The following is a 15518-nucleotide window of genomic DNA, read 5'->3' as shown; positions in this document are numbered from 1 at the left end:
GATGCAATACGCCGAGCTTCATTGCCGCACCAACTTTTCCTTCCTCGAAGCGGCGTCCCATCCCGACGAACTGGTCGCGACGGCGCAAGAATTGGGATACTCCGCCCTGGCGATCGCCGATCGCAACACCTTGGCCGGAGTGGTCCGGGCCAACACCGCCGCCAAAGAGCATGGCTTAAAAATCTTGATCGGCAGCGAGATCGTGCCGCTCGACGGTCCGCCGGTTGTGTTGTGGGCGAAAAACCGGAGCGGCTACGCCAATCTTTGCCGGCTGATCACCCTTGGGCGACGTCGTGCGCCGAAAGGAGAATGTCAGCTCACGCTCGAGGATCTCGCTGCTCACACCGACGGTTTACTGGCCGGCGTCGTCCCTCCCGCCGAACACGAACATCTTTCCCCCGACGATCTACTCCGCTATCGCGACATCTTCGGCTCGTCCGCCTATCTGCTGGCCCAACTCTTTCGCGGTCCGCATGATCAAGATCGGATCGATTGGCTCATGCAACTTTCGCAGCAAGCGGACCTGCCGCTGGTCGCCGCCGGAGGCGCCCTCTTTCATTCGCCGCAGCGGAAACCGCTCCATGACGTGCTGACCGCGATTCGTTACCGGACTACCGTCGCCTTGGCAGGCCAATACTTGCAAACCAGCGGCGAGCGTCATTTACGCAGCCGCGACACGATCGCGCAGCTCTTCACTCGTCTGCCGCACGCCGTGGAACGGACGCTCGAAATTGCGGACGCTTGTACGTTTCGACTTGATGAGCTGCGCTACGAATACCCGGAAGAGCTTGCGCCCCCTGGCATGACGCCGATCGAGCATCTGCGACAATTGACCAGGGAAGGCGCCGAGCGACGCTATCCCGATGGCGTTCCCGAGAAAGTCCGCGGCCTGATCAATCACGAACTGCAACTGATTGAAGAGCTGCGCTACGAACCTTATTTTCTGACCGTCTGGGATTTGATGCGGTACGCGCGGTCGCGCGGCATCCTGTGCCAGGGACGCGGTTCGGCCGCCAACTCGGCGGTCTGCTTTTGCATCGGCGTGACCGAGGTCGATCCCGATCGGATCAATGTGCTGTTCGAGCGGTTCATCAGTCGCGAACGAGACGAGGCGCCAGACATTGACGTCGACTTCGAGCATGAGCGCCGCGAAGAGGTGCTGCAGTACGTCTATGAAAAATATGGTCGCGATCGGGCCGGCATCACCGCCGTGACGATCACCTATCGCCCCCGCTCGGCAATTCGGGACGTCGGCAAGGCGCTCGGGCTGTCGCTCGACCTGGTCGATCGCTTGGCGAAGAACGCCGATCACTATCGTGCGGCGACCGACTTTCAGCAGCGGTGCAAAGAGGCGGGCCTCGACGGGCGAAGCGAAGTGGGCCAGCAGTTTCTTTACTTGGTGCAGCAGTTGATCGGCTTTCCACGGCATCTGTCGCAACATACCGGCGGCATGGTGATCACCCGCGGTCCGCTGCATGATCTGGTTCCAATCGAAAACGCCGCGATGGAAGGGCGAACGGTGGTCGAGTGGAACAAGGATGACCTCGACGATCTTGGCATTTTGAAAGTCGATTGCCTCGCGCTTGGCATGCTGACGGCGATTCGCAAATGCTTCACGCTGATCGAAGGAACGACCGGGCGGCAATATACGCTCGCCAACGTACCGGCCGAAGATCCGCAAGTTTATGACATGATCTGCCGCGCCGACACGATCGGCGTCTTTCAGATCGAATCGCGCGCGCAGATGTCGATGCTGCCGCGACTGCGACCACGCGAGTTTTACGATTTGGTGATCGAAGTCGCCATCGTTCGTCCCGGGCCGATCCAAGGGGACATGGTGCATCCTTATCTCCGGCGGCGATCGGGCGAAGAAGCGCCGGACTATCCCAATCCCGCGATCCAGGCGGTCCTTGAGAAAACGCTCGGCGTGCCTCTCTTTCAGGAACAGTGCATGCAGTTGGCGATCGTCGCGGCCGGGTTCACGCCGGGGGAAGCGGATCAGCTGCGCCGCGCGATGGGCGCCTGGCGACGTCCTGGCGTGATTGATCAGTTTCGTAAAAAGTTGATCGACGGGATGGCCGAGCATGGCCTGACCGGCGACTTCGCCGAGCGGGTCTTTCTTCAGATCCGCGGTTTCGGCGAATATGGTTTTCCCGAGTCGCATGCCGCCAGCTTCGCGCTGCTGGTTTACGTCAGTGCCTGGCTCAAGCGTCATTACCCGGCGCATTTCTGCGCGGCCGTGATCAACAGCCAGCCAATGGGCTTTTATGCGCCGGCGCAACTGATTCAAGATGCCCGCAACCATGAGGTCGCCATCCTGCCGATCGACGTGAATCATAGCGACTGGGACTGCACGATCGAGCAAGGCGCGTTACGACTCGGCATGCGGATGATCGGCGGTCTGCAGCAAGGAGCGGCAGTTGCAATTTCGGCCGCTCGCCAGGCAGGAGAGTTCCGCTCGCTAACTGATTTCGCACGACGAACGGCGCTGCCGCAAGCGCAGATCCTGCAACTGGCCGAAGCCGATGCGCTCCGCAGCTTGAACGACGTTCGCCGTGATGCGTTATGGGGCGCACTTGGCGTCGAACCGCGAATGCGGCAAAAGACGTTGTTCGATGACGTGGCGCCGCCGACCGAACCCATTGCCCGCTTACCGCAGATGTCGCCGGAAGAAGAAGTGCACGCCGACTATCGGACGACCGGGCTCTCGCTGCGCGCTCATCCGCTATCGTTTCATCGCGAAGGGCTCAACGAACTGGGAATCGTGTCCACGGCGGAACTGGCCCGCCTGCCGAATAACGCAGCGGTCAAAGTCGCCGGCATCGTGCTACTGCGGCAACGTCCCAGCACCGCCAAAGGGATCACCTTCGTCACGATCGAAGACGAAACCGGCGTCGCCAACCTGGTGGTGCACTACAAAACGTGGGAACGCTTCCGGCAGATCACTCGGCATTCGCAGGCCTGGATCGTGCATGGCAAAGTCGAAACCAAAGACAGCGTGATCCACGTCTTGGTCCGCCGTTTGGAGGATATGACGGTCCGTCTGCGGGCGCTGCCGGTGAAATCTCGCGATTTTCGTTAGCCGGAAGCGATGCGACGCCCCGTCCGTCCTGGTAAAAAGTAGATAGCCCCGCCGCACTGCGAGCGAAGAATCAAACGCCCGTAAGATCGCACGCGGATCGGAGCTATCTCGCCCCGCACATCGAAGGAGCAATCATGACCCGCAAGAAAGCCTCCGAGTTTCGCCAGGAAGTTCTCGACTTGTACGACGACTACGCACACGGGCGACTTTCGCGTCGCGACTACGTGCGCAAGTTGGGCGCGTTCGCCGTCGGCGGCCTGACGGTCGAAGCGCTGATGTCAGGCTTGTCTCCCAACTACGCATGGGCTGAAGAAGTCAAACCGGACGATCCGCGAATCAAGACCGAAATGGTCTCGTACGAATCGAAGGACGGGGGCGGTACGATCAAAGGGTTGCTCGCCAAGCCGAGCGCCGGAACGAAATTCCCCGCGGTGCTGGTGATCCACGAAAACCGCGGCCTCAATCCGTATATCGCAGACGTTGCGCGTCGCCTGGCGGTCGCCGGTTTCTTGGCGTTCGCACCCGACGCGCTAACGCCGCTCGGCGGTTATCCCGGCAACGACGACGACGGCCGCGCGATGCAGGCGAAGCGTGATCAAGGAGAGATGATCAACGACTTTGTCGCCGCCGCGAAGTGGCTGGACGCACGTCCTGACTCAACCGGCAAACTGGGCGTGGTCGGCTTCTGCTTTGGGGGCGGCATGGTCTACCAAGTGGCGATCCGACTGCCGGACCTCGTCGACGCCGGTGTGCCGTTCTATGGACGCCAACCTGATTTGGCGGATGTGTCGAAAATCAAAACGCCGCTGTTGATTCAAAATGCCGGTCTCGACGCACGCATCCTGGAAGGCGCCCCGGCGCTTGAAAAGGCGCTGAAAGAGAACAACAAGATGTTCGAAGCGTACGTCTATCCGGACGTCAATCACGGCTTCCACAACGACACCACGCCGCGTTACGACGAAGCGGCCGCCAAGTTGGCCTGGAGCCGCACGCTGGAGTTCTTCCACAAACAGCTTGACGCGAAGTAAAATCGCTACGGATCGCGGCGCGGCAAGACTTTCTCGACAAAGTCGTTGCGGAAGACGCCGTGCGGATCAAAACGCCGCGTGATTTCCAAAAATCTCTCGGCATGCGGATACATCCGCTCGACCTGTTTGGCCTCGAGCGGAAACCATTTCCCCCAGTGGATTCGCCCTTCGTAAAAGAGGGCCAGCGACTCCGCCAAAAAGGTCGCCATCTGAAAGAAGGCGTCGCGCGGTCTTACGTAGGTAATAAAGCTGATCGCATACCAGGCCGCATCGTCGCCAGACGCCATCGAAATCAGCGTGTCGTCTTGCAAGACTTTCCGGATGCAAATCGGATAGTGATGCATGAACACGCCTTTGAGGCTGGCGAACTTTTCCGTCAGCCCCGCTTCCGCAAAGCGTTCGCTCCACTCCTGCGGAACTTCTTCCAACGCGCCGCTCGCTTGCCCTACGATGATTCGCACTAATTCGAGCGCCCCCGCCAAATTGCGATCCGGAACGAACGCCTCCAGTTCCAGATGGCGAAACAGTTCGTGCTCCATGATCAGCATCTGATCGCTGCGCCCCACGACTCGCCATTTCGGAAACAGGCACATCGGAATCAGGTGGCGAAACAAAAACCGCACCATCGCCCGACTGCGGAGCCACGCGGCGCTCAATTTGACAAGCAAATGCAAACCAATGTCGATCCCCAGGAACCAATAGATGCGGTAGATCGGCTCCGACCTGCTTTTCGGTTCGTCCACTTTCGCCCGCTCTTGAGCGAAGAACTTCCAGCTGTGGGGAAAGAAAAAGAACTGCTGGAGCGGCGAACGTTCTTCCAGCGCCAGCGTTTCTTCCAACGTCTCGCAGGGAGTCGCCTTTTCGGCGACGCGATACTGCGGCACGCAGGGGAGCGTCACCGCGACGACCACTCCCAAGCAACCGAGCGAACAGCGGGCCGCTCGCAGCTCATCCCCCTCTTCGATGTCGACGATCGTCGCGGCGCCATCTTCCCCGGCAAAACAAGCGACGCGCACCGCTGAGAGATAGTGCGACAGACTATGCTTGCCCGAACCATGCGTCCCGGTCGCGGTCGCGCCGGAGATCGTTTGCTCGGAGATCAGACCGACCGACGGCAAGGTCAGCCCCTGCCGATTCAGCTCCGCCAGAAGTTGCTTGACTTGGCATCCGGCTCCGGCCGTTACGTAGGTCTGACCATCGATCTCGCGAATCTCGATCGAGCGAAACCGATTCATATTGATCAGGCAGCCGGCCGTGACGACGACGTCGCTCCACGAATGCCGCGAACCGACGACGCGAATCTTGGACGACGCATGCCGGGCGAGTACCGCCAACAGCTCTTGCTCGTCGGCAGGCTCCACATACTCGGCGGGAACGAAACGAACGTTCCCGCCAAAATTGACGATCTCTGGCATCCGGCAAATCCTGGCTTCCAAGCTGGAGCGACAAGGTCGCAGATCAAGCGAGCAACAACAAAGGGAAGCTGCGTTTACTTTTTAAAGCCAGAGCGCAAAGACGAAAACCGCAAAACGAAAAAAAAGCGGATTGACGAACGCTACAGTTCGCACCTAAACCAATTCGCCCCTTTCAGCCAGAAGCTCAATCCTTCTTCAGCAGGATCATTTCGACTTCGACGCTAACGCCGAGCGGCAACTGCTGCATGCCGACCGCCGTGCGCGCATGACGGCCCGCTTCGCCGAAGACGTCGCGTACCAATTGCGACGCGCCGTTGATGACCAGATGCTGTAGTGTGAAGTCCGCTTCGCTGTTGACGTAGCCGGTGATGCGGACGACGCGTTCGATCGCTTCGAGCGAACCGAGCGACTTGCGAACGGCCCGCAAGACATTGGCGGCGCACAGTGCGGCGGCCTGGGTCGCATCGTCCTGCGAAACTTGCGACGGCACCTTACCGACGAACTTCAGCTGGTCTCCGTCAAACGGCACCTGACCTGACGCATAGATAATATTGCCGACGATCGAAACGGCGTCGACCAACGAACCTTCCGGGGTCGTCTTTTCGATCTCGTATCCCAACTCCTGCAAGCGAGCTTCTCTTGGACTCATCGATTCACTTTTCTAATGGTTCTAAAACAGCGTAAAGATTTCGTTTCGCTCGCCCTCTTTCAGGTCAAGCCGATCAGGCGGGCGGCGTCACGGCGACCGCTTCCGCATAGGTCGATTTCAGGGTGGGGTCAGTTTCCGTCGTCGCGGCGCGATAGACGAACAACAACGCCAGACGGGAACTGTCGGTATTGTTCGGGCTCGACGCATGAACGGTCTGGCAGTGATGAATCGTCGCGTCGCCGGGAGCAAGTATCGCTGGAACTTCCTTCCCCATTTCCGTCGACGGCGGTTCGGCCAGGCCGATCGAATTGCCGCGCACGCCCGACATCACCGTCGGCAGCATTCCCAACTGATGCGATCCTTGGATAAATCGAACTGGCCCATTCTCGGCGGTCACGGCGTCGATCGCAATCCATAAGGTCAACACGTCTGGCGGCGACTGACAAAAATAGGCGTTGTCTTGATGCCAGGGAACGCCGGAACCGACGCGCGCCGGCTTGCTGAAGGTTTCGACGCCCAATAGGACCGGCTCTCCGCCCAGCAGCAGAGCGACTACCTCCAGCAGCGTCTCATCCTGAGCCATTTGGCGAAAGTAGTCGTCATATCGCTCCAACCGCCAAAGATTGCGAACCGTTTGCCCGTCCGCTTCTCGCGTACAAGCGTCCTCCGGTCGGGTCGGCAGGTCGTCGCGAACGTAGCGATCAATCTCGTCCCGAATCTCCTGCACTTTCGCCGGGGACAAGAAAGAACGCAAACAAACGACCCCGTCGCGACGATAGTCGGAAAGCAATTGCTCCTCATTTCGCATCGCTGCGCACCTTAAGAATCGCTTCGATTATAGACGTGGATGAATTGCGTCCCGAAAAGAAGGAAGCCTGCTCTAGCGGCAATCGCCAGGCAGGCTTCCTCCGGGACGCTTTCGAGCTACGACTTAGCGCTGGGCAGTTTGACTTGCGCCAGGTAGATGCTCGTCTTACCTTCGTGCGATGAGTAGTAGCTGACCCACAACTTGCCGTCGTGGAAAACCAGGCCGGGATAGCTGGTGTCGCCGCCCGAGGGAAGCACAGCCAGTTCGGTCAGCTTGGCGGTCTTCGGATCGAGCTGCCAAATCGCCGTCTTGGCGCCGCCCGGCAACTTGCGACCTCCAACGATGAACCGTCCATCTTTCAGCTCAATCATCTGCGGTCCGCCGACATACTGACCGACGCTCTTCCAGCTCCAATCAACGTACGGCGGTTGGGCGGTTCCGAGCAACGCGTCATTCGGATTGCCGTCGCGACGAATCAGGCAAAACGCCGTCCCATCTGCCTGAAAGACCAGGCCTGTTTCATTCATGTAGCCGTCGATGGCGAACTCTTCGCCGACCTGCTTGAAGGTCTTGCCAACCTCGCTCTTGTAGAAACGAGCCGCTCGCGGCGTCACGGTGCTGTAGCCGACGCCGTACGCGGCGCCATCATGCCACACGACGCGCCACAGCCAGAAGTTCGGATCGCCGATTGCGATCGCGTCGCTCCATTTGCTTCCATCGTCGGAATACCAAACGTACGACTGATGCTTCGCTGCGGCCGGCTGATGCAATGCGCCGGCGCCGGCCAGGCAAAGCTTGCCGTCGGGCGTCACCGAGATCTTCGCATCCCGCAGATCGGAAGTATCGGAAGTAATCAGCGCCGCCGACTCCCAGTTCTCGCCGTCGTTGGACTTCAACACGCGGAGCGAGCCGACCTTCGAGACGTGCCCGTCCCCTTCGCGAAAGACGCAAAACCATTGATCTTTGAACCGCACCAGGTCGGTGAACGCATTGTGGTTCGCCTGATCCCAGATCTTTTTGACGCTGACGATTTCGGCGGGCTCTGCGGCCGAGGCCATGGTAGCCGGCAAAGCGATCGTCAGGGCGACCGCCAAGCGAAGAAGATTTGTACGCAACATTGGATTCTCACGTTAAAAATGGCAGGGTGGAAATGGAGGGGGACTGGCAGGTCAGTAGGAGAACGCCAGTCGGTCTACTTGGGGACGAATCGAAACGCAAAAAGGTCAGCGTCGTCGATCTCAAACTTCAAGCGAATCGGCTTGCCGGCTAACCCGCCCAGATCGCTTCCCTTCCCTTTCCAGGAAACGATCCGCGCGACGTCGTTGCCGATCGTCACGTTCGAGTCGTTCAGCGAATAGCCGGAAATCGGCTTACCTTGTTCATCTTGAATCTCCACACGAACGCCGCCAGCAGCCGACGTGGCGAAGTTCAATTCCAGCTGATCGCCGGCGAACATAAGCGGCTTCGTCACCAACGTGCCGACTTCGCGACGCGCCCGGACCGACGCAAAGCCGTCCAACCGCAACGAATAGCGGTGGATGTTGGAAGTCGGCTGGCCATACTCTTGGTTGACGTACAGCGACATTTCTTCCGGGCCGGTTTGCACCACGTTCAACACCGGATAGTTCGTGCGAGAAACCCAGTTCCCCAGCGCCGTGCCTGGGCGGACGAAACCTTGATCGAACGTGCAGTCATATTCCGATCCGCCGCGTGACGTCATCAAGATCGCATCAGCCGAATCGTTGAAGTACTGCGGGTGAACGCCGATTTCCGCCGCTTGCTCCGGCGTGATCACGCGCCGCCCCGGCATAAAGCGAGCCGCGGTGGCGACATAGATCTGCGGGGCCCGAAAATAGGGATGCGTTTGATTGGTATAGAGATGGTTGCGTGGGGTTCCGCTGCCGGTGTTGTCGTAGGTCATTTGAACCGGCTCATCCCAATGGATGAAATCTTTCGACGTCGTTCGGGCGATCGCGCGAACTTTCTCCGACGCGCGACGATAGTAGGCGACGTAGCATTGTTCGCTCTCCGACCAGAAGGCGACATTCTGCGAATCGAACACCCACCCTTTGTCTTTGATCACCGGCTCTGCTTGCAACTTGCTCCAGTGAATCCCATCGGGCGAGACGTACGCGACCAGGTTGCTGGTCGACGTTCCGCCGATCGCTTTGTAACGCTGCTTCGGATCGACCTTGGGGTTGGTGTCGAGAAACGGCGAGAAGTTGTGCGTCACCGGAGCGGCGTTGGCCAGGATGACGTTGTTCTCTTTGATCCCATGCACGACATACTGGTTGATCGCCGGCCGCTCCCAATGGACGCCATCTTTCGACTCGGCGTAGCAGGTCACTTCGCTGTCGCGGCCGTCGGAGCCTGAGGTGGGAATGCCGCGGTAATAGAGTTGGTACTTGTCGTCCGTATGGATGATCGTGCAGTAACCGCAGAACAGGCCTTCCCATGGCCTGTCGAACCGAAAGACGATTCCTTCATCGTGCGGCTGATGCAAAAACAGCTCCGCCCCTTCCAGGGAGTCGATCAAATAGTCGTCGACGAATAATTCGCGTCGCCCGTCGATGGCGATCGGTTCCGCTTGCGCCGTCTGCGAAAGGCAGCAGGCGAGCAGAATCGCGGCAAGTTTCCAGTTCACGATATTTACTCCTCCAAACTCCCGCCTCTCTGCACAGATGCAGCGGCGGAGACTTTTGCGTCTAGTCCAGATCGAATACTACTTCGTTACGCTTTCCCTTGACGATTTCGACCTCCAGGGGAGTCGTCTTCTCACTTTGGTATCGCTTCGGAATGAGAAACGGCGGATCGGGCGAGCTTCCATCGAGTCGCGGTTCTACGATGACCGTCACTTTGTGTTTCCCCAAGGCGGCGCCGTCATGCCGCTCGTAGGTCGAAAGCTTAAAACTGCCGTCCGCCAGAATCATTCCACTGGCAGGATTCGCCAATGGATTTTCAGGCAGGAAACGAACGGTTCCTTCCGGCAGTTTTTCTCCTTTCAGCGTCACAACGCCATAAACTGGCGCCGTTTCGGGAAGGTTTTCATCTCGCGAAGGAGCGCAACCCATCGCCAGGCATGTCGCGATCACTATCGTAAGGGCGCCGACGCGCCATCCCATTCGCTTGATCTGCATCCAACTTACTCCTGCTTAAGTCTAGGAAACTACGTTCGATGCGAGATCACAGATTGAAGCCGCCGACTGGCGCTCCGTCCTGCGGATTGACAAGTCCTTGATACGTGGAAAGGTTGACTGTTTCCGGGATAAAGTGAACGCTGCCGTCGACTGACAGGATATTGACGCCGCCAGGATGAAAACTGCCGGCGTTTTCTCCCTGGGTAAAGCCATGCTGCGTCGACGATCTCGCGTTGACCGCGCCAAAATACCGGAACGCATAGTTGGGGCTATTCTCGGAGATGACGTCCGAATGCCACGAGGCCCAGCCCGACCACGCGTAGAACTCCGGCGTCACCTCGGCGATGTAGATCACGTTGGAAGTTCCATCGATGACGTCCCGCATCCGCAACGCCTGACCTTTGCGGCGATCAAACATCGCCGACGGGTACGGAACTGCCGTCGTCCCCGAAAGGGCCAAATCGAATTTGACCCCGACGAACCCCTTGTAGTTCGTAACGCCGATCGGATTGTTCTGTTGGCAACCGGAATTTGGAAAACACCAGTTGCTCCACAGGTACTGATTGCCGCTCTTGGTAAACAGTCCAGTGGGATCGCTCGGACAAGTATACGGCTCCATCGGCGTCCGCGCAATTTCGTAGTTCGAGGGACTGCCGCTGGCGTCATTGATGGGCAGGCTCCAGTTGATTCGATCATGCAGAGCCGATTGCTCGATGAACGGCAACAACATCGAGCGCCAGCCAAAGCCGCTGAAAAACTCGGTCGACGAGTTCCCGCTCCCAGAGCCGTTGAACCAGTAAGGAGTTCGCGGAAAAGTCAAAAAGGTGTCGTGATAGTTGTGCAGCGCCAACCCAATTTGCTTCATGTTGTTGACGCACTGAATTCGCCGGGCCGCCTCCCGCGCTTGCTGGACGGCGGGAAGAAGCAACGCGATCAGCACGCCGATGATGGCGATCACCACCAGCAACTCAACCAACGTAAAGCCGCAACGCGAAACGCCTCGACCAGATGCAATCACGGACATGAAACGCTCTCCCTAGATAACGGATAGATAAGACCATTGCATGAGAGGGGGAATAGCTCGCTTGTCGCCTAGATCTGCCTCGCTCGTTTGATATCGCCTCGGAACCGCCGAATCCCAAACCTTCAGATACGACTTCCGAAGGTAACGCATCTAGGCTATCCCTGCCCCAACATGATTGCAATAGGTACACACAACTTTTCGCAAAATTAAATTCCGGCAGTTACACAAACAACTCGCCCTGAGCCATCCACCAAACGCAAATCCCAAAAAGCACGCTAAAACAAGGCAAAAATACCGCAATTGCATCATCCATCCACAGCCAGCAATTGACCGCCGCATTTCTCCTGGTATCATCTTGTACATACAACCACCCTAAAAAGGCCCTGGAATGTCCACCCTAAATCTGAAAGAAATGACCGAACTGGCCGGCTCGGACGAAACTTCGAGCCAGCCGAAGTACGAACAACTGCGTGAATACGTCGTTTCGCAGATTGAATCAGGGGCATTAAAGGCCGGCGCCGCGCTCCCCTCCGAGAACCGACTTGCCGAAAATTTGCAGATCGCCCGCAGCACGGTGCGACAAGCGCTCGCAGCGCTCGAACGAGACGGGCTCGTTCTCCGCGTTCATGGCAAAGGGACCTTCGTTCATGACGAAGCGAAGCAGCGTCTCCGCAAGTCGCAAGACCTGTTCGCTCTGATCGTTCCCGAAACCGAAACGGCCTTTTACCCATCGCTGCAGCGCAGTTTTGAACGCGCGGCCGCCGAACTCCACAACCAGGTCGTCGTCTGCAACTCCAACAACGACATCGATAAGCAGGCCAGCGCCATTCTGCAGTTGATCGACCTGCGAGTCTACGGCGTCGCCATCGTGCCGACCACCAATCCCCCGACTCCGTCGTTCCATATTCGCCAACTCCAGAAAAACAACATTCCGGTCGTCTGCTGCTCGCGCCCCGTCCAGGGAGTGCAAGCGCCGCTGCTGGCGATCCCGTTTGAAGAAGTCGGCCAACGAGCCGGCGAGAAAATCCGCCAGGCCGGTCACCAGCACGTCGCCTTCTTCGGCAGCGCGCATGGCATTGCGACCGACTACTACGAAAAAGGACTGCGAAAGGCGCTCGGCGGCGGCGTTCAGGTCGACGTCTTCGTCGGCACTGGCCAGCCGACCGACTATGCCAGGCTCCAGCGGGAATGCTCGGAAGCGATCGACTCTCTGTTTGGCAAACCCGACACGCCGACAGCGATCTTCTGCGGGTTCGACTCGCTGGCCGAGACGATCTACATGCTCCTGGCGCAACGAGGCATTCGCGTGCCGCAAGACGTCTCGCTGATTGGTTTCGGCGGAACGCATCGCGGCGGCGGAATCGCTAACCACTTGTCGTCGGTGACGATCGACGAAATCGGCATGGGGGAACAAGCGATCGAATTGCTCTCCAAAATGCGAAACGGACAATTGCCGATCGATTCGACCGAAGTCCGCCAGCTCCCCCTCTCCTTTAACGCCGGCAGCACGCTGGCCGACGCACCTGTCAAGAAGTAGCCCTTCTTCGCCCCTATCCAGGATTTTCGTCCTTTGCTTCGCAACTGCCGATACCTTACGATCATCGCGCCCCTCCTGCTCCTCGCGTCTTTGCGAGCCGCAGAACCGCCGTTACCTCTCGAAGCGCAAAGCGAAGCGATCCTGGCCGAATCCCTAGCGGCAACCGGCGAGTGGAGCAGCGTTCATGCGGCCGAATACCTGATTCGACTCAACGAGGCGCCCAAGGCGCTCGCCGCGTTTCAGCCGCAAGCGCAGTGCAAGATTCCGCAGTACCGAATCGGCGTCTGGCGCGTCCTCGCTCAAGCGGAAACGTCGCCCCAGCGACGCCAAGCGTTCGTCGAGCAAATCCGGAGCGTGCTCCTGAATACGAACGCCCCGGACCGCCTGCACGCACTGGAATCGCTCGCCAAACTGAACGCGCCGATCACCACGCCGGAAGAACGCCGCATTGTCGAGGAGGTGGCGGCAACGCCAGCCGACCCGGGCCGCTCCTTCGCGCTCTGGCGTTTAATTCCGTCCAAGCCAACGGGGAAGGATTATGAGCCACTACTGGAAGAAGCTGCAAGCGATGACGAAGTCCGTCGCCTGCGTGCGGCGTTCGTATTGGGGCAATGCCATCCTCTCCCCCAAGCAACAAAAGCCAAGTTGGAGCAACTTTTGGCGGTAGAACCGCACGATTCAATCGCCTATCCTTTTCTGGCGATCGCTACCGATCCCGCCAACCTGCCAAAACTTGCCGATTCCGATAATCCAACCCACAAGGCGCTCGCGATCAAGGAATTGACGCTGCGTCACGTTGATAATCGACTCGATCTGACCGCCGAGCTTGCCGAGGAGCGCCCCTTGGCGCTACGTCAAGCGGCGGCGTTTGCGATTCTCGCCCAACCGCGAAATCGCCAAGCGAACTCGAGCCGATAACCTTCGAGCGATTGCTCGCCCCCTTCCTTTCCCATGCGGCCTCTGGCCGCCCCCTTTCCTTCACGCAGAAGAAATTACCATGCGACGCAGCAAGGTTTTGGCGAAAGTACGAAACGACGTCCCGGCGTTCGGAACCGCATTGCATTTGAATTCGCCCGACGTTTACGAGATGGCCGGCCTGATGGGCTTCGACGCCATCTGGCTCGACATGGAGCATCATGCGACCACCGTGGAGTCGGCCGCGAATTTGATTCGCGCCGCCAGAGCCGGCGGCGCCGACGTCGTCGCTCGCCCCGCCAAGGGAGAATACATGCGACTCGGCCGCATGCTCGAAGCTGGCGCCAGCGGCATCATGTATCCCCGCTGCTGCTCGGCCGAAGAAGCGGCCGAAGTGGTGCAGTGGATGAAGTTCGCTCCGCTTGGCAAGCGAGGCTGCGACGCCAGCGGTCCCGACGTTCCTTACATGCTGACTCCGCTGACCGAATACCTGACCGCCGCGAATGAAGAGACGTTCCTGATCATTCAGCTTGAGGATCCGGAATCGCTCCAGCATGTCGATGCAATCGCCGCGGTCCCCGGAGTCGATATGCTGATGCTCGGCCCCGGCGACTTTTCGATCCTCTCCGGCATTCCTGGCCAGTTCGATCATCCACTGGTTCTCGAAGCGCAAGAAAAAGTGATTCAGGCCGCCCTGAACGCCGGCAAAACCTGGGCTGCGACCTGCGGTTCGGTCGCCCAAGCGAAGGCGTTCGCTGACCGAGGCGCTCGGATGCTGTTCCATGGCTGCGACATTGTTTGCGTAAAGCAGGGACTCGAAAAAATCAAAAACGAAATGGCCCAGGCCCTGAATCAACCGATCCCCGGCATTCTCGGGAACGGCGCCGCGAAGCATTACCAGGAGACGCGTTAATGCCGCAGCCCGCGCATCACCTGCTGATCGTCGGCGCCGGTTCGATTGGGCTTCGCCACCTCCGCTGCTTCCTGGCGACCGAGCGAACGGCGATTTCATTCGTCGAACCGCGGGACGAAATTCGGGCAAGCATCAAGGCCGAATATCCGGCGGCGATCGGCTATGCTTCGCTCGAAGGGGCGATAGATTCGGCCGAGTTCGACGGCGCCGTGATCGCAACCCCGGCGCCGATGCACGTGCCGCAATCGCTCCAGCTACTTGAGCGCGGATTTCACCTGCTGATCGAAAAGCCGCTGACGCTGGAACTGAAAGAAGCGGAAGCGTTGGCGGCCGCGGCCGAAAAATCGCCTGCGGTGATCGGCGTCGCTTACGTCTACCGCGCGAATCCGGTTCTGAGCCAAATGCGCGATGCGATTCGCTCCGGCGAATATGGTCGTCCATTGGAATTGATCGCTTACGGCGGCCAAAACTTTCCGACCTATCGCCCCGCTTATCGCGACACCTACTACCGCGATCACGCCAGCGGCGGCGGCGCGATTCAAGATGCGCTGACGCACTTGTTTAACGCCGGACAATGGCTGGTCGGCGACATGCAGAAGATCGTCGTCGACGCCGACCACCTGGTCCTGGACGGCGTGGAAGTGGAAGATACCGTGCACGCGATCGCCCGCTACGAAGAGGGCGTCATGGCGACTTACACGCTCAACCAGCACCAGGCCGCCAACGAGATGACCTTCACCGTCGTTTGCGAGCGCGGCGTTTTGCGCTGGGAAAATCACCAACACCGCTGGCGCGTCGTGACCGAACCGGATGTTCGCTGGAAAGACTGTCAGTTCGAGCCGCTTCAGCGCGACGAACTTTTCATTCGCCAGGCCAACGCCTTCCTCGACGCGATGGAAGAGAAATCGGCGCCGTTATGCTCACTGACCGAAGGAATCGCAACGCTTCGCGCCAACATCGCCGCCCTCGAAAGTTGGCGCAGCGGCGCCTGGCGAAACACATAGCCGCAA

The 15518-nt window shown here is 59.1% G+C and carries 13 protein-coding genes; 6 read left to right on the top strand and 7 right to left on the bottom strand.

Translation table 11 applies throughout. The annotated features are described in order from the left end of the window. Nucleotide 1: 1 nt before the first annotated feature. Together LOC68_RS22505 and LOC68_RS22500 are read left to right on the top strand one after the other, a co-directional pair. Nucleotides 2–3082, top strand: coding sequence for an error-prone DNA polymerase (locus LOC68_RS22505; protein WP_230222915.1), 3081 nt, complete (start codon nucleotides 2–4; stop codon nucleotides 3080–3082). 134 nt (nucleotides 3083–3216) lie between these two features. Beyond that, the gene (locus LOC68_RS22500; RefSeq protein ID WP_230222913.1) at nucleotides 3217–4110 is read left to right on the top strand and encodes a dienelactone hydrolase family protein; all 894 of its coding nucleotides are present in this window, start codon (nucleotides 3217–3219) and stop codon (nucleotides 4108–4110) included. A gap of 5 nt (nucleotides 4111–4115) precedes the next feature. Here LOC68_RS22500 and LOC68_RS22495 read toward each other — a convergent pair whose 3' ends face one another. The 7 genes from LOC68_RS22495 to LOC68_RS22465 all read right to left on the bottom strand — a co-directional run bounded on the left by LOC68_RS22495 (nucleotide 4116) and on the right by LOC68_RS22465 (nucleotide 11143). Continuing rightward, nucleotides 4116–5525: a D-arabinono-1,4-lactone oxidase gene (locus LOC68_RS22495; protein ID WP_230222911.1), complete on the bottom strand. Its 1410-nt coding sequence runs from the start codon at nucleotides 5523–5525 to the stop codon at nucleotides 4116–4118. Nucleotides 5526–5709: 184 nt separating this feature from the next. After that, entirely contained in the window at nucleotides 5710–6174 is a 465-nt protein-coding gene (locus LOC68_RS22490; protein WP_230222909.1) for a RidA family protein, read from the bottom strand. A 73-nt stretch (nucleotides 6175–6247) separates the two neighbouring features. Further along, on the bottom strand, nucleotides 6248–6982 hold the full coding sequence (locus tag LOC68_RS22485) for a phytanoyl-CoA dioxygenase family protein (protein WP_230222907.1): 735 nt from the start codon (nucleotides 6980–6982) through the stop codon (nucleotides 6248–6250). A 116-nt stretch (nucleotides 6983–7098) separates the two neighbouring features. Then, nucleotides 7099–8100 carry an exo-alpha-sialidase gene (locus LOC68_RS22480; protein WP_230222906.1) on the bottom strand — a complete coding sequence of 334 codons (1002 nt, stop codon included), beginning with the start codon at nucleotides 8098–8100 and terminating at the stop codon, nucleotides 7099–7101. Nucleotides 8101–8174: 74 nt separating this feature from the next. Next, nucleotides 8175–9626, bottom strand: a complete 1452-nt coding sequence (locus tag LOC68_RS22475) for a hypothetical protein (RefSeq protein WP_230222905.1) — start codon at nucleotides 9624–9626, stop codon at nucleotides 8175–8177. Between the two features lie 61 nt (nucleotides 9627–9687). Beyond that, nucleotides 9688–10119 (bottom strand): hypothetical protein, encoded by a 432-nt coding sequence (locus tag LOC68_RS22470; protein WP_230222904.1) that lies wholly within the window; start codon nucleotides 10117–10119, stop codon nucleotides 9688–9690. Between the two features lie 46 nt (nucleotides 10120–10165). Then, nucleotides 10166–11143, bottom strand: a complete 978-nt coding sequence (locus tag LOC68_RS22465; RefSeq protein WP_230222903.1) for a DUF1559 domain-containing protein — start codon at nucleotides 11141–11143, stop codon at nucleotides 10166–10168. Between the two features lie 388 nt (nucleotides 11144–11531). On the opposite strand from LOC68_RS22465, the gene LOC68_RS22460 reads away from it, so the two are divergent. The 4 genes from LOC68_RS22460 to LOC68_RS22445 all read left to right on the top strand — a co-directional run bounded on the left by LOC68_RS22460 (nucleotide 11532) and on the right by LOC68_RS22445 (nucleotide 15512). Continuing rightward, nucleotides 11532–12680, top strand: a complete 1149-nt coding sequence (locus LOC68_RS22460; protein ID WP_230222902.1) for a substrate-binding domain-containing protein — start codon at nucleotides 11532–11534, stop codon at nucleotides 12678–12680. Nucleotides 12681–12713: 33 nt separating this feature from the next. After that, the gene (locus LOC68_RS22455; RefSeq protein WP_230222900.1) at nucleotides 12714–13598 is read left to right on the top strand and encodes a hypothetical protein; all 885 of its coding nucleotides are present in this window, start codon (nucleotides 12714–12716) and stop codon (nucleotides 13596–13598) included. Nucleotides 13599–13677: 79 nt separating this feature from the next. Further along, nucleotides 13678–14508 (top strand): HpcH/HpaI aldolase family protein, encoded by an 831-nt coding sequence (locus LOC68_RS22450; RefSeq protein WP_230222898.1) that lies wholly within the window; start codon nucleotides 13678–13680, stop codon nucleotides 14506–14508. After that, entirely contained in the window at nucleotides 14508–15512 is a 1005-nt protein-coding gene (locus LOC68_RS22445; protein WP_230222896.1) for a Gfo/Idh/MocA family protein, read from the top strand. The genes LOC68_RS22450 and LOC68_RS22445 overlap by 1 nt, the downstream gene beginning before the upstream one ends. Nucleotides 15513–15518: the final 6 nt, after the last annotated feature.

The sequence above is a fragment of the Blastopirellula sediminis genome, from assembly GCF_020966755.1.
GTDB lineage: Bacteria > Planctomycetota > Planctomycetia > Pirellulales > Pirellulaceae > Blastopirellula > Blastopirellula sediminis.
The sequence above is the reverse complement of the archived record's forward strand: the minus strand, read 5'-3'. Positions and strand labels throughout refer to the sequence as shown.

Excerpts from the sequence above, each read along its gene's own strand:
- LOC68_RS22505 (WP_230222915.1), top strand. The coding sequence starts at position 2 with ATGCAATACGCCGAGCTTCATTGCCGCACCAACTTTTCCTTCCTCGAA.
- LOC68_RS22500 (WP_230222913.1), top strand. The coding sequence starts at position 3,217 with ATGACCCGCAAGAAAGCCTCCGAGTTTCGCCAGGAAGTTCTCGACTTG.
- LOC68_RS22495 (WP_230222911.1), bottom strand. The coding sequence starts at position 5,525 with ATGCCAGAGATCGTCAATTTTGGCGGGAACGTTCGTTTCGTTCCCGCC.
- LOC68_RS22490 (WP_230222909.1), bottom strand. The coding sequence starts at position 6,174 with ATGAGTCCAAGAGAAGCTCGCTTGCAGGAGTTGGGATACGAGATCGAA.
- LOC68_RS22485 (WP_230222907.1), bottom strand. The coding sequence starts at position 6,982 with ATGCGAAATGAGGAGCAATTGCTTTCCGACTATCGTCGCGACGGGGTC.
- LOC68_RS22480 (WP_230222906.1), bottom strand. The coding sequence starts at position 8,100 with ATGTTGCGTACAAATCTTCTTCGCTTGGCGGTCGCCCTGACGATCGCT.
- LOC68_RS22470 (WP_230222904.1), bottom strand. The coding sequence starts at position 10,119 with ATGCAGATCAAGCGAATGGGATGGCGCGTCGGCGCCCTTACGATAGTG.
- LOC68_RS22465 (WP_230222903.1), bottom strand. The coding sequence starts at position 11,143 with ATGTCCGTGATTGCATCTGGTCGAGGCGTTTCGCGTTGCGGCTTTACG.
- LOC68_RS22460 (WP_230222902.1), top strand. The coding sequence starts at position 11,532 with ATGTCCACCCTAAATCTGAAAGAAATGACCGAACTGGCCGGCTCGGAC.
- LOC68_RS22450 (WP_230222898.1), top strand. The coding sequence starts at position 13,678 with ATGCGACGCAGCAAGGTTTTGGCGAAAGTACGAAACGACGTCCCGGCG.
- LOC68_RS22445 (WP_230222896.1), top strand. The coding sequence starts at position 14,508 with ATGCCGCAGCCCGCGCATCACCTGCTGATCGTCGGCGCCGGTTCGATT.